This is a genomic window from Pseudolysinimonas sp., assembly GCF_057350545.1.
In genome coordinates this window covers 1-20,363 of record NZ_JBMRCP010000036.1, presented here as the reverse complement: position 1 = coordinate 20,363, position 20,363 = coordinate 1, and the positions used below count along the sequence as shown (strand labels likewise).

Here is a 20,363-nt window from a genome sequence, read left to right as displayed (position 1 = left end):
CTTCGTGTTGAGCTCGCGCACGCCGCCGTTGTAGAAGCGACGCGACGCCTGGATCTTGTCCTCGGTGTCGACGAGCTCGCCCTGGAGCTGGAGGAAGTTCTGGTTGGCCTGCAGCTGCGGGTACGCCTCGGCGACCGCGAACAGGCTCTTGAGCGCCTGCTGGAAGTGATTCTCCGCGGCACCCGCTTCGGCCGGCGTCGACGCGTTGACGGTCTCGGACCGGGCCTTCGTGACGTTCTCGAAGACCTGCTTCTCGTGGGCTGCGTAGCCCTTGACGGCCTCGATGAGGTTCGGGATGAGGTCGGCGCGACGCTTGAGCTGAACGGTGATGTCGCTCCACGCCTCGTCGACGCGGACATTGAGCCGGACGAGGCCGTTATACGTCGCCCAGAGGTAGCCGCCGATGATGACCACGAGGCCAACGATCACGACGATGACGATGAGGATCTCCATGCCCGACAGCATAGGGCTCCGTCACGGATTTTTAGCTGAGAGAACCTCGCGGTACCACCGGTACGACGCCTTGGGGCGACGCTCCTGCGTCTCGCGGTCGACGGAGACGAGCCCGAACAGCTGCGTGTACCCGGCAGCCCATTCGAAGTTGTCGAGGAACGACCACACGTAGTACCCCTCGACGTCGACACCGGGCGCCCCCTCGGCGGCCGCGGCGATGTGCCGCGCGAGGTAGTCGATGCGGTCCCGGTCGTCGATCTCGCCGTCGTCGCCGACCTCGTCGGGGAAGCTCGCACCGCCTTCCGTGAAGATGACGGGCGGCAGCTTGCCGCCGTAGCGGTCGGCGAACTGGCCCAGCAGCACCTTCACGAGCTCCGGCGCGTCGGCCCAGCCGAAACCCGTCGACTCGTACTCGGGCCAGGGCTCCAGTCGCAGCGGCAGGTCGAGCATCGCCGTCGAGTGCCCGTCGTGCGTGCCGCGCTTGAGCTTCGGCGGACCGGCGGCGACGCGGCTCGGGAAGTAGTACTGGATGCCGTAGAAGTCCACGGGTTCGGCCATGATCCGCGCGTCGCCGGGATGCGGGAGCGCCGCGAGTCGCAGGGCGAGACCGACGAGTCCGGGGGGACGACGACCGAGCAGCACGGGGTCGGCGAACACGCGGTTGTTGAGGATGTCGAAGTTGCGCGCGGCGAACCCGTCGAGCCAGCGGGAGCTCGCCGCGAACACCGGGCTGTGGGCGTTCGAGATGCCGATGCGCCCGCTCACCGGCACGTCACGCAGCGCACGGACGGCGAGCCCGTGCCCGAGCAGCAGGTTGTGGGCGGCGCGCACGCCCGCGAGCCAGATCGCGCGGCCCGGCGAGTGCACGTCGAGCGTGTAGCCCTCGAGCGCGAGGGTCGCCGGCTCGTTGATCGTCACCCAGTCGGCGACCCGATCGCCGAAGGCCCCCCCCGCGATGCGGGCGTAGTCGGCGAACCGGTAGGCCGTGTCACGGTGGGTCCAGCCGCCGTGGTGCTCGAGCTCGGCCGGGGTGTCCCAGTGGAACAGCGTCGCCATCGGACGGATGCCCGCCGCGAGCAGCTCGTCGATCAGCCGGTCGTAGAACGCGAGACCCTCGGCGTTCGCGGGCCCCTTGCCGCCGGGCTGCACACGCGGCCACGAGATCGAGAATCGGTAGGCGTCGACGCCGAGCTCCTTGAGCAGCGCGACGTCCTCCGGCATCCGGTGGTAGTGGTCGGCGGCGATGAGCGCATCACTGCCGTCGAGCACGGTGTCGCCGCCTGCGACGAAGTCGTCCCAGCCGGCGCGACCACGGTGATCGGACCCGCCCTCGATCTGGTACGCCGAGGTGCTCACGCCGAGGAGGAAACCCGGAGGCAGCTTCGCGGCCAGCTCCTCGGGTGTCACCTGTCCATTCTGATGGACCGGATCAGCGGCGACGTGCCTCTTGCACCGCGCGGAACCAGTGGTATGAGGCCTTCGGAGTGCGGGCGAGCGTCTCGGTGTCGAGGTGCACCATCCCGAATCGCTGCGTGAAGCCCGCCGCCCACTCCCAGTTGTCGACGAACGTCCACACGTAGTAGCCGTCGACGCGCGGATCGGCCGCGGCCACGGCGAGATGCCGCGCGAGGTAGTCGATGCGGTCACTGTCGTCGACGACCCCGTCGGGCCCGATCACGTCGGGGAACGCCGCACCGCTCTCGGTGATCTGGAGCGGCGGCAGCCGGTCGCCGTAGCGATCGGCGAGGCGGTCGATGACGACGCCGAGCGACTCGGGGTGGATGGGCCAGCCGAAGGTCGTCGTCGGCAGCTCGGGGAACTTCTCGAGCGTGAACGGCACGTCCTTCATCGCCTCGGTCTCACCGTCCGGCGTCGAGCCCGTCGGGTCGGACCCTGCCGACACGCGGCTGGGCACGTAGTAGTTGAGACCGTAGAAGTCGAGCGGGCGCGAGATCACCGGGCGATCCCGACCGAGGCGGGACAGCATCCGCAGCCCCAGCCGCTCGAGGCCGCGCGCGCCGCGAGGCAGTTCGGGGTCGCGACCGAGCAGCACCCCGTCGGCGAACAGCCGGTTGTGGATGAAGTCGTACAGATCTGCGGCGTCGGCGTCGGCGCGGGAGTCGGTTGCGGGCTCGATCGGGGTGTGCACGTTGGTGATGCCGATGCGTCCCGCGACGGGGACGGCACGCAGCGCGTCGACGGCGAGGCCGTGGGCGCGCAGGATGTTGCGCACCGCCCGGATCGCCCCGAACAGCTTCGCGCGTCCCGGAGCATGCACGCCGAGGGCGTACCCGTTGAGGATGACGGTGGCCGGTTCGTTGAGGGTGATCCAATCGGCGACACGATCGCCGAACGCCTCCCCCGCCGCCGAGGCGAACTCGGCGAACCGGTCGGCGGTGTCGCGGCGCAGCCAGCCGCCGCGCTCCTCGAGCGGCGCCGGAGTGTCCCAGTGGAAGAGCGTCACCACGGGCCGGATGCCCGACTCGAGCAGGCCGTCGATCACGCGGTCGTAGTACGCGACGGCCTTCGGATTCACCGGACCCCTGCCGTCGGGCAGCAGGCGGCTCCAGGACAGCGAGAACCGCGACGCGTCGACGCGCGCGTCCCGCATCAGCGCGAGGTCTTCGTCGGACCGGTGGTAGGCATCCGTCGTCACCGCCGGCGTCGACCCGTCACGGATGTTGCCGGGGACGGCGGCGAACACATCCCACGTCGACGGGGTGCGGCCGTCCTCATCCCACGCTCCCTCGATCTGCGGCGCCGCCGACGCCACCCCGACCACGAAGTCCGGTCGCAACAGCCCGGCCAGATTTTCAGGAGTCATGCGCATCCGCTCCCGCTCGGTGGTTGAGCAGCGACCGCCGCAGGCGGGCGCGTGTCGAAACCGCACCTCGGTAGCCCGCGAGTGCGGTCTCGACACGCGGCCTCCGGCCGCTACTCGACCACCGATTCACGATCCGAGCACCCGGTCGAGGTAGGGGTTGGCGAAGCGCCGGTCGGGGTCGAGCTCGTCGCGCACGCGCAGGAAGTCGTCGAACCGCGGGTAAGCCGGGCGCAGATCCTCGGCGGCGCGGAAGTGCATCTTCCCCCAGTGCGGGCGGCCGTCGTACGTGCGCATGAGGGCGTCGAACGCGCGGAAGTACTCGGTCGGGTCGTCGCGGACGTAGCGGTGCACGGCGATGTAGGCGCTCGGGCGACCGTGGGCGGTCGACATCCAATTGTCGTCGGGTGCCGCGGCGCGGACCTCGACCGGGAAAGAGATGCGCCAGCCGTTCCGCTCGACGAGGCCGCGCACGTCGCGCAGCGCCTGCGGCAGCGCGTCGAACGGGATCGCGTACTCGCTCTCGCGGAACCGCACGAGACGCGGGCTCGCGAAGATCTCGTACGAGACCCCCGAGCGCTCACCCTCGCCGTACACCCCGGTCGCGAACCGGCTGAGCCCGGGCACCGCAGCGGGGATGAGGTGGCCGATGGCCTGTTGGGCGCGCAGGGCCTCGTTCTCGAGCAGCCGCTTCTCGGCCCACAGCGCGACCGGGTTCGGCGTCGCGAAGGGGGTGTCGGCCGGCAGACGGGTCTTGGTCTGCGTCATCGCCTTGTCGGTATGCGGCCACCAGTAGAACTCGAAGTGGTCGGCCGCACCGACGAGGTCGGCCCATCCGTCGAGCACCTCGTCGAACGGGCGCGGCCGGTCGGCGGAGCGCAGCACGAAGGAGTCGACGCACTGCAGCTCGATCTCGACGAGGATGCCGAGCGCGCCGAGCCCGAGTCGCACGGCCGGGAGCAACTCGGGACGCTCGGTCTCCGACACTCGCAGCACCTCGCCCGACCCGGTGACGACGGTCGCCGCCGTGAGCTGGGTGGCGAGGCCACCGAAGGCGATGCCGGTGCCGTGCGTGCCGGTCGAGGTCGCACCGGCGATCGACTGGCGGTCGATGTCGCCCATGTTCTGCAGCGCGAGGCCGTGCGCGGCGAGCAGCGGGCCGAGGTCGTACAGGCGGGTTCCGGCGGCGACGCGCACGCGCTTTGCCGCGGCGTCGACCGCGAGGATTCCCGAGAGCGCGTCGAGCTCGAGCAGCACACCCGAGGTGGCGGCGATGTCGGTGAACGAGTGCCCCGCCCCGACGGCTTTCACGCTCATCCCGCGCTCGGCGGCCTCGCGCACGATGCGCACCACCTCGTCGACGGAGCGCGGCCGGGCGATCCGCACGGGGTTCGCCTCGGCCGACCGGCCCCAATTGCGCCACCGCGTCACAGGAACACCTTCCCCTCACCGCGGTAGGTCGGCAACTCCCCGACGAGGTCACCGCCTTCGACGAGCGCGAACGCGTCGAGGTGCTCGCTGAGTTCCCCCGCCTTGGTGTGCCGCAGCCAGACGCGGTCGCCGACCTGCAGGTCACGCGCCGCCTTTCCGCGCAGCGGAGTCTGCACCTCGCCCGCCCCTTCGCGAGCGAGCATCCTGAGTCCCTGCGGCCAGACCACCTGCGGCAGACGATCAGGGCCGGGAGGGCCGGAGGCGATCCAGCCGCCGCCGAGCAGCGTCGCGATGTCGTCGGTCGGTCGCCTTACGACATCGAGCGCGAACGCGACCGCGGGGGCCGGCTGGAATCGCGTGTAACCGTCGAAGAGGTGCGGGCCGAAGAGGCCCGATCCCGCCGCGACCTCGGTGACGGAGGAGTCGGCGTGCGTCGACTCGATCGAGCCCGTGCCGCCGCCGTTGACGAACTCGAGTTCGGCCACCCCGCGCACGCGTCGCACGGCCTCGGCGCGGCGCTCGGCGAGCTCCCGGGCCGACGCGCGCTGCATCGCCCGGATGGCGGCCTTCCGCGGTCCGGCATTCGTCACGCCGGCGATCTGGGCCTCGTACGCCATCATCCCGACGAGGCGGAATCCGCGCCGTGCGATCACGGCCTCGGCGAGCGACTCCGCAGCGCTTGGCGTGAAGACGGGCGATCGACGCACGCCGACATGGCCGAGCGCGCGCGAACGGTACGACGCGTCGAGCTCGAGCGCCACCCGGATCACCGCGCGCCTCGCCGGTGCCGCGACGGCATCCACCAGGTCGAGCTGAGCGACGTCGTCGATCATGAGCGTCACGCGCGACGCGAGCTGCTCATCCGCGGCGAGTCGGGCGAGGGCGCTGCGGTCGGCCGTGGGGTAGCCGACGACGACGTCGTCGTGGGTCTCCGCCAGCCAGAGCGCCTCGGCGAGCGTGTAGGCGAGGATGCCGCGGTACCCGGGCAGGGCGAGCACGGCATCCAGCACCCCGCGCACGCGCACCGACTTGCTCGCAACCCGGATCGGCAACCCGTGCGCGCGGTCGAGCAGGTCGAACGCGTTCGAGGCGAGCGCCTCGACGGCGAGCACGCCGACGGGTGCGTCGAGGTCGTAGGTGGCTGCCGTGAGAGCGGGCCACCAGTCTTCGGGATCGTCCCACGGCGCGTAGCGCTGGCGTTCGAGCCTCATCGCACGCCCTTGATGGGGATGACCGCGAGCGCGCCCACGATCGTGACCACGCCCGACACGAGGAAGAGCACGACGAAGCCCGTGGAGACGGCGCCGGTCGCGTTCGCGACGAGTGCGACGATCCCCGACCCGAGCAACGGTGCGACCGCCTGGGGCACCGTGGTCGCGATGTTCATCACGCCCAGATCCTTCCCGCGCGACGCGGCATCGGGGAGAACCTGAGTGGCGAGCGCCTGGTCGACCGAGAGGAACGCGCCGTACCCGACGCCGAGGAACGCGCTCGCCACGAGAGCCACCGAGTAGTCGGGCACGAATGCGAGCAGGAGGGCGGCGACCGCCTGCATCCCGGCCGAGAAGATGACGAACGGCTTGCGGCGACCGATGCGATCCGACCACCGCCCGACGAGCAGCGACGAGGCGACGATGAAGACCGTGTACACGACGATGAGCACGAGCAGGTCGGCGTCGGCCTCCTCCCGGTTGCGGCCGAGCCCGTAGATGATGAAGAACAACAGCAGCGTCGTGCCGAGCGCGTTGCCGACGTTCACGAGGACGCGACTGAACAGCGTCCAGGCGAAGTCGGGGTGCCGCCGGGGGCTGATCCAGAATCCTGCGAGGACGGCCCGTGCGGTCAGCGGCGCGCGATCGGAGGCCTCGAGCCGCACATCCGGCACGACGACGACGAAGGTCACGACGAGCGCGACCAGCACCACGGCGACGACCACGTAGCCGACGAGCAATGTCAGCTCGAGCGCGACGACGAGCAGGACACCGAGGATGAGTCCGATGGCCTGCGGCGCCGAGATCCAGGCGGACGCGACTCCGCGCTGCCCGACCGGGATCTGGTCGGAGATCATCGCGGTCAGGGAGGCCGTGAGGATGCAGAACCCGATGATCGCGAGCACCCAGAGCACGCCGACCCCGACCAGTGAGCCCTGCAGGCCGAGCAGGACGAGTGCCGCGGCGAAGACGAGCGCGCCGCCGAGGATCCACGGCTTGCGACGACCTGCGCGCGACGTCGTGCGGTCGGAGAGAGCACCGGCGAGCGGATAGACCACGAGCGCGAAGGCGCCGGCGATGCCCGAGATGATGCCGAAGGCGACGACGCTCTCGAGGCCATCGCCCTGGGGGGCGATCGCGTCGATCTGCTCGGGCAGCAGCAGCTGCACCGGCGTGAGCTGCGCCATCCAGATGCCCAGCCAGGCCGTGGCGAACGCCGCGATCCACCTGCCGGGGACGCGCGTGGTCGGCTCGGCGAGAGCGGTGGTGGTCATGCGTCCTCCGTGGTGTGCGGGTGCAGGGGGATGGCGTGGGCGGCGATCGCGTCGGCGGCGAGATCGAGGATGCGGTCGGCAGCGACGTCATCGCGCGTGGCGAGCCAGGCGAGGGTCGCGCCGTCGGTGAGCGCGTTGGCGAAGGCGGCGAGCTCGGCCGTCGGGATGCTCCAGCGCACGCCGAACCTCTCGGCGCCCGCATCGAGCACCCGCGTGGCGAGTTCTCGGTAGGCGGCGTACTGCTGCGCGGGGAGGTCGCTCAGGCCGGGACTGCGCAGGGCGTGCTGGGTGAGTTCGAACATCGCCTGCTCGCGACCGGGGTGCTCGCGCACGAGGGCGAGGTACGAGCCGAGCACCTCGCGCACCGCCGAACGGATGTCGAGGGCGTCGAGTCCTGGCGAGCCGAACAGCGCATCGCCCTCGCCCTCGACGACGAGAGCGACGACGTCGCGCAGCAACTCCTCGCGGGAGGCGACGGCGTAGTGGAACGAGGCGAGGGGCATGCCGGCCTCGGCGACGATCGCGCGGGTCGTCGCTGCGTGGACGCCGTCGCGCACGACGACCGCGAGCGCGGCGCGGGCGAGCGCCTCGCGCCGATCCGTCGCCGACATGCGCGCCATCCGCGTCCCCTTTCCGCAAAGTGGGTCAAGCGTCCCAGACGGGCGTCCCGGCGGTCAAGTCGTCTACCTCGATCGTGCGATACCCCTGCCGCGACGGCCGCGCTACCGTATGCCGTCGTCTGCCGTCGCACACCGAACCGGAGGTCTCATGCCCCACACCGCCCAGCCCCTCCGCGCCGCCGCCGGCGGGGTTCTCGCGCTCGCACTGCTGGCCCTCACCGGCTGCGGCGCGCCGGCACCGACCATCGACCTCGTGCCGTTCGCCGACCGCTCCGCCGACGAGTTCTATCCGGGCGACTGCTTCAGCGTCGCCGACATCGACAACCCCGGACTCGCGCCCGCCGACCGGGTTCCGTGCGACACCGCGCACAATCTCGAGGTCGTCGGACTGCTGCCCGAGTTCGACGGCACGCCGATTCCCGCCGACGGCCTGGAGTTCGACGAGCAGGTCTTCCCGAAGTGCTTCGAGTTCATCGAGACCTCGATCGACAGCGCCCTCGTCGATCTGCCGCTCGTACCGTCGTACACGGGGTCGCTCGCCGCCGACAACGTGACGATCGACGGCCCGGTGCTCTGCACGCTGCTGACCCGCAACGGCGACATCCTCGAGAACTCCGCCTTCCTCGTCCCGCCGCGCGAGCTGCTCGGGGACTGGGCGCTCCTCACCGAGCTCGAGGCGGGGACGTGCTTCACGCTCAAGGCGCAGAACAACATCGGGCTGCCCGCGGAGTGCGAGTCGGGCACGCTCATGTATCTCGGCTTCGTCGAGGCGGCGCAGGACGACGAGTTCCCGGGCACCGAGTCGTTGCGCCGCCAGCGCGACGAAGGGTGCGCCGAGCTCATCCCGGATGACGACCGCATCGCATCCGGCACGCTCTCCGGCACGGTGCCCGGCGAGGGCGACTGGCGACGTGGCGTGCGCGCTCTCACCTGCGACGTCGAGGTGATCTGACCTCGCGGTGGTCGAGTAGCGGCGCAGCCGCGCTCTCGGTGGTCGAGTAGCGGCGCAGCCGCGCTCTCGGTGGTCGAGTAGCGGCGCAGCCGCGCTCTCGGTGGTCGAGTAGCGGCGCAGCCGCGTGCCGAGACCCGGCGCGGGTTGCTCGGTGTGCGAGGTGTCTCGATACGCGTCGCTGCGCGGCGCTACTCGACCCGCGCGCGGCGCTGCGCGACGTGCGCGGTCTGCTCGGCGATCTCGAGCTCCTCGTCGGTCGGGATGACGAGCACCTCGACCGGGGCGCCGTCGGGTGAGATGCGCCGCGGACCGTCGCCGCCCTCGTTGCGCGCGGTATCAACCTCGAGACCGAGAAAGCCGAGTCGCTCGACCGCGCGCTCCCGCAGCCACGCCGCGTTCTCGCCGATGCCCGCGGTGAAGACCAGGGCATCCAGTCCCCCGAGCTCGGCCGCGTAGGCCCCGATGTACTTGCGCAGCCGGTGCAGCATGACCTCGATCGCGAGCGCTGCCTCGGGGGTGTCGGCGGCCGCGACATCGCGCAGGTCGTTCGACCCGGCGAGGCCGGCGAGGCCCGAGCGCCGGTTCAGCAGCGCGTCGATCTCGTCGACCGACCACCCCAGCCGCGCGAGGTGCAGCAGCACCCCGGGGTCGACATCCCCCGATCGTGTGCCCATGACGAGCCCTTCGAGCGGAGTGAGGCCCATCGAGGTGTCGATCGAGCGGCCGCGATCGATCGCGCACGCGGAGGCGCCGTTGCCGAGGTGCAGCACGACGAGCCGCAGCTCGTCGAGCGGGCGACCGAGGAAGGCCGCCGCCGAGCGCGAGACCGACGCGAACGACGTGCCGTGGAAGCCGTAGCGACGGATGCCCAGCTCGTCCGCGACGTCGCGCGCGATCGCGTAGGTGGCGGCATGATCGGGCAACGTCGTGTGGAACGCCGTGTCGAAGACGGCGACGTGCGGTACCTCGGGCAGCACGGCCTGGGCGGCACGGATGCCGGCGAGTCCGGGTGGGTTGTGCAGCGGCGCGAGCGACGACAGCTCGTCGATCGCGGACTCGACGTCGGCGTCGATGAGGGTCGGCTCCGAGAAACGCGTTCCGCCGTGCACGACGCGGTGGCCGACGGCATCCGGCTCGACACCGAGCTCGTCGAGCACCTGGCGCACGGCCGCCGTGTGGTCGGCGACGCCGTCGGGTTCGCCGATGCGCTCGATCGTCCCGCCCGACCGCGGCCCCGACGGCAGCTCGAGCACCTCGTACTTGAGGCTCGACGACCCGGCGTTGAGGACGAGCACCCGCGTCACGAGGCGTCCTGCGCCTGGATGGCGGTCACGGCGATCGTGTTGACGATGTCGCGCACGAGGGCTCCCCGCGAGAGGTCGTTCACGGGCTTGTTGAGGCCCTGCAGCACGGGTCCGATCGCGAGCGCGCCCGCAGAGCGCTGCACCGCCTTGTAGGTGTTGTTGCCCGTGTTGAGGTCGGGGAAGACGAACACCGTCGCGCGTCCTGCGACGTCGGAGCCCGGGAGCTTCGCTTCGCCGACGGTCGGGTCGGCCGCTGCGTCGTACTGGATCGGCCCCGCCACCGGCAGCTCGGGGGCGCGCTCCTTGACGAGCGCGGTCGCGGCGCGCACGTCATCCACGTCACCGCCGGTGCCCGACTCGCCCGTCGAGTAGGACAGCATCGCGACGCGCGGCTCGATGCCGAACTGCCGTGCGGTCGCCGACGACGCGATCGCGATGTCGGCGAGCTGCTCACGTGTCGGCTCCGGGATGACGGCGCAGTCGCCGTAGACGAGCACCCGGTCGGCGAGCACCATGAGGAACACGCTCGAGACGACCGAGATGCCGGGCTTCGTCTTGATGATCTGGAACGACGGCGTGATCGTGTGCGCCGTCGTGTGCCGCGCGCCCGAGACCATCCCGTCGGCGAGCCCGGTGTGCACCATCATCGTGCCGAAGAACGACACGTCCTTGACGGTCTCGGCGGCGGTCGCCTCATCGATGCCCTTGTGCTTGCGCAGCTCGAAGTACTCCTGCGCGAAGCGCGGGTGCAGTTCGGCGTCGTCGGTCGACAGGATGGCGGCCTCCGCGATGTCATGGCCGAGCTCCTCCGCGCGCGCCCGGACGGCGGCCTCGTCGCCGAGGATCGTGATACGCGCGACACCCTCGCGCAGCACGGTGGCGGCGGCCTCGAGCACGCGGTCGTCGTCGCCCTCCGGCAGCACGATGTGCTGCACGTGCTTGCGCGCGCGCTCGAGCAGCTCGTACTCGAAGCGGTTGGGCGTCATCGGTCCGGGTGGGGCCGATCGGATGGTGTCGAGGATGCCGTACCCGTCGACGTGCTCGCGGAACAGCCCGAGCGCCCGCTCGTACTTCTCGTCGGACTCCGCGGCGAGCAGGCTGCGCGTGCCGTCGATGCGCTTCGCCGTCTCGAACGTGCCCCACTCGCAGGCGAGGAAGGGCAGCGTCGAGTCGAGCCCGTCGATCAACTTCTCGATCGAGGGCGCCATCGGGATGCCGCCGTTGAGCACGATCGCAGCCGGGCACGGGAAGGCGGCCGAGAGGTCGGCGACGACGACGCCCAGAAGCGCGTCGGAGCGGTCGGCCGGCACGACGACGACGCCGCCTTCGATGAGCCGCGGCAGGAGGTTCTCGAGCCCCATGCCCGCAACGACGGTGCCGAGCACGGGGCGGTCGAGGTCGGCGTCGTCGCCCTTCACGAGGGTCGCGTCGAGACGCTCGGCCAGTCGGCGCAGCGACGGGGCGTCGAGCAGACGATCCTCGGGGATCACGTGGACGATTTCGTCGAGCGCCTTCTCGACGGCGCCCTGGAGCGCCTCGCGGCGCTCGGGATCGGCGCGGTTCACGACGACCGCCGCCGGGCCGACGTGGTCGCGCTTGAGTTCGGCCACCGCGATGCGCGCGGCGTCGACGATCTCCTCGGCGGTGCGGAACTCTCCGTCGGGCCGCAGCCCGTTGACCACGAGCACGACCGCGGCGCCGAGGTCGGCGGGGATGCGTCCGTTCATCGAGAGCTCGGTCGGCGCGCCCACCCCCGTGTAGTCGGAGCCGATCACGATGACGGCGTCGCAGTTCGGCGCGTCGAGCTTCGACGCCTCGGCGACGATGCGTCGCACGGCCCCCTCCGGATCGGCGTGCACCTGGTCGTCGTCGACGCCGCGGCCAGCGAGCGAGGCGCCGTGCCGCATCATCGCGTCGAGCACGGGATCGGGCCCGTCGAGGGATCGAGCGACCGGGCGAAACACGCCCACCCGGCCCTTGCTCGCGAGCAACTCGAGCAGCCCGACCGCCACGGTCGACTTGGCGGTGCGGCCCTCGGCGGACAGGACGGCGATGCGGAGCGTCACGCTCCTACGCTACGGGGTCTGGCCGCCTTCATGTACGCTTATAAGCGAACAGGAGGCCAACATGGACGTCGAGTCGATCCGAGAGCACCGCCTGCGATGCGGCGTCGGCGTGCGCGAACTCGCCCGACGGATGAACGTGTCGCCCGCGACCGTCTCGGGGTGGGAGTCGCGCGAGGCGGATGGACGCGTCCGCGTCGAGACCGTGCGTCGGGCGCTCCGAGCACTCGGCGCGGAGGTCGGCACGCCCCGCCGACTCGACCGACTCGAGCAGCGGCTCGGCCTCGAACTGCACCGCGCCGTCGCGAGTCGACTGGTGCAGCATCCCGACCAGGTTCTCGACCACGCGCGGACGCGGATCGCGCCTCTGCGCGAGCAGGTCCGAGGAGACCTCGCCCTGTCCTGGGTCGACGAGTGGGAGCAGAACATCGCGGAGAGGCGCATCGGTGCGCTCGTCGACCGGATGCTCGGCACCGACCAGCGCTCGATCGACATGCGTCAGGTCAGTCCGTGGACCGGGCTCCTCGGCGCCGACGAACGACTCGAGGTGCTCAGCCGCGCGAGGGCCTCGTGAGACGGCACGAGCTCGAGGAGTCCATCCTCAAGGCGTCCGAGGTCGTCGGGCAGTCGACGGTCTTCGTCTTCGGCTCGCAGGCCATCCTCGCGAGTTTCGAGGAGCGGCGACTTCCCACGCAGGCCACGATGTCCGCCGAGGCCGACATCGCCCCGGTGCACGATCTGCTCGACCACCTCACGAGTCGGCTGTGGGTCGAGGCGGGCCAGGACTCCGAATGGGCGAACGAACGCGGCTTCTACATCGACGCCGTGTCGGCCGAGACGGCGATCCTTCCGCCGACCTGGCGTGATCGCGCGATCGAGCTCTCGGTTCCCGGACATCCCGGCGTGATCGGGATCTGCCCCGAGGCGCACGACCTCTGCGCCTCGAAGCTCGCCCGCAACGAAGAGAAGGATCGGGACTTCGTCCGGGCGCTGACCGACGCCGGACTGGTCGACGCGCGCCGACTTCGAGCGCGGTTCGACGCGCTCGCGCCGCAACTCGAGCCGGCGCGAGCGCGTGTCGCACGGCGCTGGATCCTCGATCGGGAAGAGGAGCAGCGCTCCGCGCGGAACTGAGCCTCAGGAGTTGCGGCCGCGCGCGGCGACGACCCAGCGGTCCTCGACCACGCCGCCGCGCACGACGACGACCTCGTCGACGAGGTTGACGGCGTTGCAGACGTGGTTCGGCACGACGCGCACCGTTTCGCCGAGCCCCGGGAGCCCCTCGCCGACGACCGTCGCGTGGTGCTCCGAGAGCCCCGTGATCCGGGCCTCCGGATGGTCGAGCAACCGGCCGTGGCCCGTCGCCCAGACCGCGCGGTCGGCGCCGATCACCTTGCTGCCGGCATCCAGGATCACCCGGTCGCCGTGCACGCTCACGACCGTCGCGAGCACCGTCAGCGCGATGTCGGCGGGGGTGACGTGGCCGAGCTCCCACTGCTGGGCGTCGCCGAAGACGTAGACCCCGGGCCGCACCTCGGTCGCGCCGCCGGCCTCGGTCGCCGCGACGCTCGGGGTGCTGCCACCGCTCAGGACGCGCACGTCGAAGCCGGACGCCCGCAGCGTGTGCCCCGCGGTGGCGAGTGCGTCGCGTTCCGCCTGCGCGGCGGGTGCGGCGGCATCCGGACCGTAGGAGTGCCCCGGGAAGGTGAAGGCGCCGACGACGAGGAGCCCGGCATCCCGAGCCGCCTCCGCGACCGTCGTCACGGCATCAGGATGCACCCCGCTGCGATGGTGCCCGGAGTCGACTTCGACGACGACGTCGAGCCCCGGCAGGAGGCGGCCGGTGTTCGCCGCCGACTCGACCGAGTCGACCCCGACGAGGATGCGGGCGCGGGCGCGTAGGGCCTCCAGTCGCGCGGCCTTCCCCGGTGTGAACCAGAGCGGGTAGGCGATGAACACGTCAGTCGCACCGTGCCCGACGAACACCTCGGCCTCGCCGATCGTCGCGACCGTGAGTCCGACCGCGCCGGCGGCGAGCTGCAGCGCGGCGATCTCGGGCAGCTTGTGCGTCTTCACGTGGGGGCGCAGGGCGAAAACCCCGCTCGCGTACCGCCGACGCCATCCGCTCGATGTTGCGCTCGAGCACATCGCGATCGACGACGACCGCCGGGGTCTCGATCACGCGTCGATCCTCTCGTGTCCGACGCCGAGCCAGTCGGCGAGCGCCGCGATCTCGAGGTCGACGATCTCGGCCTCCTCGGGATCGAACGGCAGCAGCTCGTGCACGCCGCTCACGCGGAGCAGGTTGCTCTCTTTGTCGAGCGCCGCGTCGAGCATCCCGACGAAGCGGTCGCCGAGCAGGATCGGATGCGCGAAGTAGCCGTACCGGCGCTCGTGCTTCTTCTTGAACTGCTCGAGCACGTAGGTGAAGTCGAAGAGCTCCGTGAGTCGCGGGCGGTCGAAGAGCATCCGGTCGTAGGGGCTGAGGATCGCGGCGCGACCACCGGGGTCCTCCTCGTCGAGCGTCGCGAGCGCCTCGGGATCGACCCGCCACTTCCAGTCGGAACCCTCGACCCTCGCCTCCTCTCCCGCCATGCCGACCGGAGTCCACGCCGACTTCTGCTTCGCGATACCGGCGGCGCGTAGGCGCCGAGCCTGCCGCAGCAGTGTCGCCTCCTCGAGGTCGACGTGCGGCAGATCCTGCGGATACACGCGCTCGGCGAGGTCGTACCGCCGGTGACGCCCGTGCCGCCCGGTGATCGCGACCACCCCCATGCGATGCAGGATGTCGAGCATGATCGGCGTCTGATTCGAGCCCGACCACCCGTCGGGCGCTCGGGGTACCTCCGCCGTGTCGGGGATCTCGCTCGCGAGAAGCGGGCCGTCGGCACGGAGGCGGGCGAGCACGTCGGCCCGGAACCTCGCGTTCGCCGCGAGCCAGTCCTTCGTCGACTGCCGCCGCGGCGTCGCGCGCATCTCGGGCAGCAGGAGCGGCAGCACGTCGATCGGGCGGAACGCGCCGTCGAACTCGAACAGCAGCCGGTCGCGCTCGACCGCCTTCGACAGCTGCACGGGCTCGTAGCCGCGGCCGAGACGCGACCACAGGATGGTGTGCTCGGCTGGAGCGATCACCGCGGTCGGGTCGATCTTGATCGCCCCGAGCTGGTCGGCGACCTCGACGACATCCCCGGGTTGGTCGGCATCGAGCAGCTGCGCCCGCACCGCGATCCGACGGGCCTCATCCCGGGAGAGCTCGATCACGTGCCCTCGCTGGGATTCGAACCCAGACTGTGCCGATTTTAAGTCGGCTGCCTCTGCCGGTTGGGCTACGAGGGCGTGCAGTCAGGGTACGCGTGGTGGGTTTCGAGACGCGACCGGGTTACGTCCGGGCGCTCCTCAAACCGCGAAGAGGGTCAGGCCTTCGGGCGGGAGGCCCACTGCTCGAAGCCGGCACGCGGCGTGTCGCGCGCCGGGATGCCGACGAGGTCGCGCCGCGTGAGGAAGTTGATGATCCAGTTGCCGAAGACCCGGATCTTGCGCTCCCACATCGGCATCGCGAGGCCGTGGTAGCCGCGGTGCATGACCCAGGCGAGGATGCCCTTGATCGCGAGCGGGCCGTTCTGGAAGACGCCGTAGTAAAGGCCGATGCCGGCGACCGCGCCCTGGTTCTTGTGCACGTAGTCGCGCGGCTTCTCACCGCGGATCTCGGCGACGAGGTTCTTCGCGAGAAGCTTGCCCTGACGCACGGCGTGCTGGGCGTTCGGCACCGTGAAGCCGCCGACGCCCTGGCCAGGAACGAGGTCGGGCACGGCCGCGACGTCGCCGGCGGCCCAGGCGTCGGGCACGACGCCGGCATCCGAGATGATGCGCAGGTCGGCCTGCGTGCGGATGCGACCGCGCTCCTCGAGCGGGAGGTCGGTGCTGCGCACCACCGGGTTGGCCATGACGCCGGCGGTCCACATGATCGTGTCGGAGTAGAACGTCTCGCCGGTGGAGAGCTCGACCTTGCCGTCGACGGCACTCGCGAGCTGCGTGTCGAGATGCACCTTCGCGGCGCGCTCCTCGAGGTTCTTGATCACCCAGAGGCTCGTCTTGTGCGACACCTCGGGCATGATGCGCCCCATCGCCTCGATGAGGTGGAAGTGGGTGTCGTCGATCGTGAGGGTCTCGTACTGACGCACGAGCGAGCTCGCGTACGAGCGCAGCTCGCCGAAGAGCTCGATGCCGGCGAAGCCGCCGCCGACGACGACGAACGTGAGGAGGCGGTCGCGCTCGGGACCCGCGGGGAGGTTGGATGCCTTGGCGAAACAGTCGGCGACGCGGTCGCGGATCGCCATCGCCTCTTCGATGTTCTTGAGGCCGATGGCCTGGTCGGCGACGCCCGGGATCGGGAACGTGCGCGACACGGCACCCGCGGTGACGACGATGGTGTCGTAGTCGACATCCCACGGCTCGCCGACCGCGGGGGTGATGGTCGCGGTCTTCGCCGCGTGGTCGATCTTCGAGACGCTCGCGGTGATGACGGTCGTCTTCTTGAGGTGGCGACGGTGCGAGACGAGCGCGTGGCGCGGGTCGATCGAACCCGCCGCGACCTCCGGCAGGAAGGGCTGGTAGGTCATGTACGGCAGAGGGTCGACGATCGTCACCTGGGCCTCGCCGCGGCGAAGGTGCTTCTGCAACTTCTTGGCGGTGTAGAACCCGGCGTAGCCACCGCCGACGATCAGGATCTTGCGCACGTTGAATCGAACTCCTCGCTGGACTGATACCCAATCTACCGTGAACGCGGGGGTCGGATTCGCCGCAGCGTCCCGGCCAGCAGACCGCCTACGGCCAGCAGCAGCACGACCGCCGCGAGCACCGGGGTGCCGACGAGTTGCAGGTCGACGAGGCTCGGCAGCAGGGTCCCCGTCGGGTCGGCGGCGCGGCTCGCGGGTGCGGGCTCGGAGGGCGGGAGGACCGTCGCCTCGGGGACGGGGGTCGCGTCCGCGCGTCGATTGATCCGCACCCATTCGGCCAGGTCGCCCATCGGGTTGGCGTCGACCGCGGGCACGTCGGCCGACACCGCGGCGGCCGCGTCGAGATAGCCGAAGCCGTAGGTGGGGTCGGCGCCGGGCGGGCCGGCATCCCTCGCGGTGGCGATCACCCGGTTGATCACGTTCGCCGCGTCGAGCTCGGGATGCGCGGCGCGCACGAGCGCCACCACGCCCGCCACGATCGGGGTCGCGCCGCTCGTGCCCGCCCACGTCACATACCCTCCCGTCGGCGTCACCCCCACGAGTCGCTCGCTCGGAGCCGCGACGCCGATCGTGATGCCCTGCGCGGACGCGTCCCACGAAGCGGCGCCGTTCTCGTCGACTCCGCCGACCGTGAGCACTCCCGGCATCGTCGCCGGCGCCCCCACCTCGACGGTGCCGCTCCCCCGGTTGCCCGCCGCCGCGACGATGACGACGTCGTGTTCGGCGGCGTGCAGGAACGCCTCATCCCAGCTCTCCGGCCAGTCGAGCGTGTTGCGCGTGAGCGACATGTTGATGACGTCGGCGCCGTTGTCGACGGCCCAGGTCACGGCGTCGGCGATCTGCTGATCGGAGTCGCCGGAGCCCGATCCGAAGCCGATCGACAGCGAGAGCAGCGAGGCCTCAGGTGCGGACCCGATGACACCCGACGACGGCCCGGTACCCCGACCCGCGGCGAGGGAGGCGACGAGGGTTCCGTGCTGCCCGTCCTCGCCGACCGGACCCTGCCCGTCGGAGTCGCCGCGACCGGAGAAGTCGGCTCCCCCGACGACCGCCCCCGAGAGGTCGGCGACTCCGCGCGCCACACCCGTGTCGATGATGGCGATCGTCACCCCGGCCCCGCGCGTCACCGCCCAGGCGTCGCGGATGCCGTAATCGTCGAGCCAGTACTCGCGGTCGCGCACCGCGTCGGCGGGGACACCGACGGATGCCGGGGCGGCGTGCGCAGGAGCCCCCGCGGCGAGCACGGCGAGGGCGAGCACGACGGCTGCGGCGACTCGCGTCATCCGGAGGCGGCGGCGCCGGGTTCTGCGCACTCGCAGCGCTCGGGCGACCAGCGGCAGAGCTCGAGCGCCCGGTCGCCGATCGGGTTGAGCCCCGGACCGGCCGCGAGTGCGTGACCCGCGAGCGCGTGCAGGCACTTCACCCGGTCGGGCATCCCGCCGGCTGAGAAACCGGCGATCTCCTCGACGAGCTCGACGGCATCCCGGTCGGCGAGGTAGCTCTCGTGCGCGGCGCGGTAGGCGGCAGCGACCTCGGGATCGGCGAGCTCGGCCGCGAGCTCGGGCATCACACCCGTCGCCTCGAGCGTCGAGATCGCCGCGGTCGCCGCCGGGTGGGTCAGGTAGTACAACGTCGGGAACGGCGTGCCGTCGGGCAGCCGGGGCGCGGTCGCGACCACCGTCGGGTTGCCGCACACGCAGCGCGCGGCGATGCCCAGCACCCCGCGCGCGGGGCGCCCGAGTTGCTCCGAGACGACGGCGATCTCGGCGTCGGTCGGGGCGGGGAACGGCGGGCGCATCACTCGCCCTGCTGTGGGCTGGGGAGCAACTCGGGCGGAGCCTCGGTGAGGCCCGCCTCGTAGACGGTGGAGAGCAGGGCGCGCACCCAGTCGACACGAGTCGTCTGGATCTCGTCGCTGATCGGGAGACCGCCCTCCTCGAGCCCCGCGTTCTCGTCGCCGATCACGAGGAAGGTGATGTCACCCGGGTAGACGTAGTAGAGCCGGTCGCGCGCCTGCGCTTCGACATAGGCGGGGTCGCTCCAGCGGTCGATCTCCGACTCGAGCCCGTCGACATCCTGCTGCGCGAGACGCACCGACTCCTCGAGCGCGGCGATCTGCTGCTGCTGCTCGACGAACGTCTTCAGGCTCGGTGCGAGCACGAGGAGCGCCGCGACGACGAGCACGAGCACCGACAGGGCGAAGCCGGAGAGTCGGAAGTTGCGCATCCACGCGGCGGCGCGGGGCTCGGCCGGCAGGGCGACCGGGATGCGCTCGGCACGCTCGCGCGCGGCCCGGGAGCGGGTCGGGCGCTCGCGCTCCACGCGCTCACGTGTCGGTCGCTCGCGGGATCGCCGCGCCGACGGCTGCCGACCGGAGGGTTGCCGCTCGGGCACCCCTCGCGTCGGTCGCTGCGGTCCGGCCATGCCTCCAGGTTAGGCGGCGAACGTGCGCCGTTCAGGAAGGACGAGGCTTCCCGGTCGAATCCGGTCGCCGGAGGGCGACGCATCCTGAACCGCGCACGTTGTCCACGTGACGACGAACGCCCCCGCCCGGGTGAGGGGGCGAGGGCGTTCGGATGCCGTGAGGCGTTACGCCTTCGCGCGGGGGAAGGCGGAGCGGCCGGCGTAGACCGCGGCGTCGCCCAGCTCCTCCTCGATGCGCAGCAGCTGGTTGTACTTCGCGACGCGGTCGGAGCGCGCCGGTGCGCCCGTCTTGATCTGACCCGAGTTGGTCGCGACGGCGAGGTCGGCGATCGTCGTGTCCTCGGTCTCACCCGAACGGTGCGACAGGATCGCGGTGTACCCGCTGCGCTGCGCGAGGGCGACGGCATCCAGGGTCTCGGTCAGCGTGCCGATCTGGTTCACCTTCACGAGGATCGAGTTGGCGACGCCGAGGTCGAGGCCCTTCTGCAGGCGCACCGGATTGGTGACGAAGAGGTCGTCGCCGACGAGCTGCACCTTGTCGCCGAGGGTCTGGGTGAGGTGCACGTAGCCGTCCCAGTCGTCTTCGGCGAGCGGGTCCTCGATGCTCGCGAGCGGGTAGTCGGCGACGAGGCCGGCCCAGAACTCGGTGAGCTGCTCGCCCGTGAGCTCCTGCTTCTCGAAGCGGTACACGCCGTCGTGGAAGAACTCCGTCGCGGCGACGTCGAGGCCGACGAGGAAGTCCTTGCCCGCGACGAACCCGGCCGAGCCGATCGCCTCGATGATGAAGTCGAGCGCGGCGCGGGCGCCCGGCAGGTCGGGGGCGAAGCCGCCCTCGTCGCCGAGGCCCGTCGACTGGCCCTTCTTCTTCAGCCCGGCCTTGAGCGCGTGGTAGACCTCGGCACCCCAGCGCAGCGCGTCGGCGAAGGAGTCGGCGCCGACCGGCAGCACCATGAACTCCTGGATGTCGATGCTCCGTCCGGCTCGACCTCGCCGTGCCCTCGGTGGTGCGGCTCACGACCTACGTGCGGGTGCCGGTGCGCCGGCGGGCCCCGCTCAACCGGCGGGCGATCTTCG

Annotated in this window: 18 protein-coding genes, 1 tRNA gene and 1 pseudogene; 3 read left to right on the top strand and 17 right to left on the bottom strand. The window is 71.3% G+C overall.

All coding sequences use genetic code 11. From position 1 onward, the window contains the following. The 7 genes from ACO1X9_RS05115 to ACO1X9_RS05085 all read right to left on the bottom strand — a co-directional run. Positions 1–453 (bottom strand): LemA family protein (locus ACO1X9_RS05115; protein ID WP_486349750.1); only part of this gene is annotated, 453 nt, incomplete at its 3' end. A gap of 21 nt (positions 454–474) precedes the next feature. Continuing rightward, positions 475–1,860, bottom strand: coding sequence for a glycoside hydrolase family 1 protein (locus ACO1X9_RS05110; RefSeq protein ID WP_486349749.1), 1,386 nt, complete (start codon positions 1,858–1,860; stop codon positions 475–477). 22 nt (positions 1,861–1,882) lie between these two features. Then, on the bottom strand, positions 1,883–3,277 hold the full coding sequence (locus ACO1X9_RS05105) for a glycoside hydrolase family 1 protein (RefSeq protein ID WP_486349748.1): 1,395 nt from the start codon (positions 3,275–3,277) through the stop codon (positions 1,883–1,885). Positions 3,278–3,403: 126 nt separating this feature from the next. After that, complete coding sequence (locus ACO1X9_RS05100) at positions 3,404–4,705, bottom strand: D-arabinono-1,4-lactone oxidase (RefSeq protein WP_486349747.1); 1,302 nt, start codon at positions 4,703–4,705, stop codon at positions 3,404–3,406. Beyond that, positions 4,702–5,916: an alanine racemase gene (locus ACO1X9_RS05095; protein WP_486349746.1), complete on the bottom strand. Its 1,215-nt coding sequence runs from the start codon at positions 5,914–5,916 to the stop codon at positions 4,702–4,704. The genes ACO1X9_RS05100 and ACO1X9_RS05095 overlap by 4 nt, the downstream gene beginning before the upstream one ends. Beyond that, on the bottom strand, positions 5,913–7,190 hold the full coding sequence (locus tag ACO1X9_RS05090) for an MFS transporter (RefSeq protein ID WP_486349745.1): 1,278 nt from the start codon (positions 7,188–7,190) through the stop codon (positions 5,913–5,915). The genes ACO1X9_RS05095 and ACO1X9_RS05090 overlap by 4 nt, the downstream gene beginning before the upstream one ends. Then, positions 7,187–7,810 carry a TetR/AcrR family transcriptional regulator gene (locus tag ACO1X9_RS05085; RefSeq protein ID WP_486349744.1) on the bottom strand — a complete coding sequence of 208 codons (624 nt, stop codon included), beginning with the start codon at positions 7,808–7,810 and terminating at the stop codon, positions 7,187–7,189. Before ACO1X9_RS05085 ends, ACO1X9_RS05090 begins: the two co-directional genes overlap by 4 nt. Positions 7,811–7,958: 148 nt before the next feature. Between ACO1X9_RS05085 and ACO1X9_RS05080 the strand changes: the two genes are divergently transcribed. Next, entirely contained in the window at positions 7,959–8,762 is an 804-nt protein-coding gene (locus ACO1X9_RS05080; protein WP_486349743.1) for a hypothetical protein, read from the top strand. Between the two features lie 188 nt (positions 8,763–8,950). Here ACO1X9_RS05080 and ACO1X9_RS05075 read toward each other — a convergent pair whose 3' ends face one another. Both ACO1X9_RS05075 and pta read right to left on the bottom strand, forming a co-directional pair. Beyond that, positions 8,951–10,066, bottom strand: a complete 1,116-nt coding sequence (locus tag ACO1X9_RS05075) for an acetate/propionate family kinase (RefSeq protein WP_486349742.1) — start codon at positions 10,064–10,066, stop codon at positions 8,951–8,953. Then, positions 10,063–12,132: a phosphate acetyltransferase gene (gene pta, locus ACO1X9_RS05070; protein WP_486349741.1), complete on the bottom strand. Its 2,070-nt coding sequence runs from the start codon at positions 12,130–12,132 to the stop codon at positions 10,063–10,065. Before pta ends, ACO1X9_RS05075 begins: the two co-directional genes overlap by 4 nt. 61 nt (positions 12,133–12,193) lie before the next feature. Here pta and ACO1X9_RS05065 point away from each other — a divergent pair, with 61 nt between their 5' ends. Next, positions 12,194–12,703, top strand: a complete 510-nt coding sequence (locus ACO1X9_RS05065) for a helix-turn-helix domain-containing protein (protein WP_486349740.1) — start codon at positions 12,194–12,196, stop codon at positions 12,701–12,703. Then, complete coding sequence (locus tag ACO1X9_RS05060) at positions 12,700–13,263, top strand: DUF6036 family nucleotidyltransferase (RefSeq protein ID WP_486349739.1); 564 nt, start codon at positions 12,700–12,702, stop codon at positions 13,261–13,263. The genes ACO1X9_RS05065 and ACO1X9_RS05060 overlap by 4 nt, the downstream gene beginning before the upstream one ends. Before the next feature lie 3 nt (positions 13,264–13,266). Here the strand turns inward: ACO1X9_RS05060 and ACO1X9_RS05055 are convergent, their stop codons facing one another. The 8 genes and pseudogenes from ACO1X9_RS05055 to eno all read right to left on the bottom strand — a co-directional run. Beyond that, positions 13,267–14,205: an alanine racemase gene (locus tag ACO1X9_RS05055; RefSeq protein ID WP_486349738.1), complete on the bottom strand. Its 939-nt coding sequence runs from the start codon at positions 14,203–14,205 to the stop codon at positions 13,267–13,269. A gap of 102 nt (positions 14,206–14,307) precedes the next feature. Next, the gene (locus ACO1X9_RS05050) at positions 14,308–15,390 is read right to left on the bottom strand and encodes a DNA glycosylase AlkZ-like family protein (protein WP_486349737.1); all 1,083 of its coding nucleotides are present in this window, start codon (positions 15,388–15,390) and stop codon (positions 14,308–14,310) included. A gap of 1 nt (position 15,391) precedes the next feature. Beyond that, positions 15,392–15,465 (bottom strand) — tRNA-Leu (locus ACO1X9_RS05045). 77 nt (positions 15,466–15,542) lie between these two features. Further along, positions 15,543–16,865 carry an NAD(P)/FAD-dependent oxidoreductase gene (locus ACO1X9_RS05040; RefSeq protein WP_486349736.1) on the bottom strand — a complete coding sequence of 441 codons (1,323 nt, stop codon included), beginning with the start codon at positions 16,863–16,865 and terminating at the stop codon, positions 15,543–15,545. 35 nt (positions 16,866–16,900) lie between these two features. Next, positions 16,901–18,148 carry a S8 family peptidase gene (locus tag ACO1X9_RS05035; RefSeq protein ID WP_486349735.1) on the bottom strand — a complete coding sequence of 416 codons (1,248 nt, stop codon included), beginning with the start codon at positions 18,146–18,148 and terminating at the stop codon, positions 16,901–16,903. Then, complete coding sequence (locus tag ACO1X9_RS05030) at positions 18,145–18,666, bottom strand: DUF501 domain-containing protein (protein WP_486349734.1); 522 nt, start codon at positions 18,664–18,666, stop codon at positions 18,145–18,147. Before ACO1X9_RS05030 ends, ACO1X9_RS05035 begins: the two co-directional genes overlap by 4 nt. After that, positions 18,663–19,187, bottom strand: coding sequence for an FtsB family cell division protein (locus tag ACO1X9_RS05025; RefSeq protein ID WP_486349733.1), 525 nt, complete (start codon positions 19,185–19,187; stop codon positions 18,663–18,665). Before ACO1X9_RS05025 ends, ACO1X9_RS05030 begins: the two co-directional genes overlap by 4 nt. Positions 19,188–19,454: 267 nt before the next feature. Beyond that, positions 19,455–20,270: pseudogene (eno, locus tag ACO1X9_RS05020) on the bottom strand (phosphopyruvate hydratase); the annotation flags it as partial. Between the last annotated feature and the right edge of the window lie 93 nt (positions 20,271–20,363).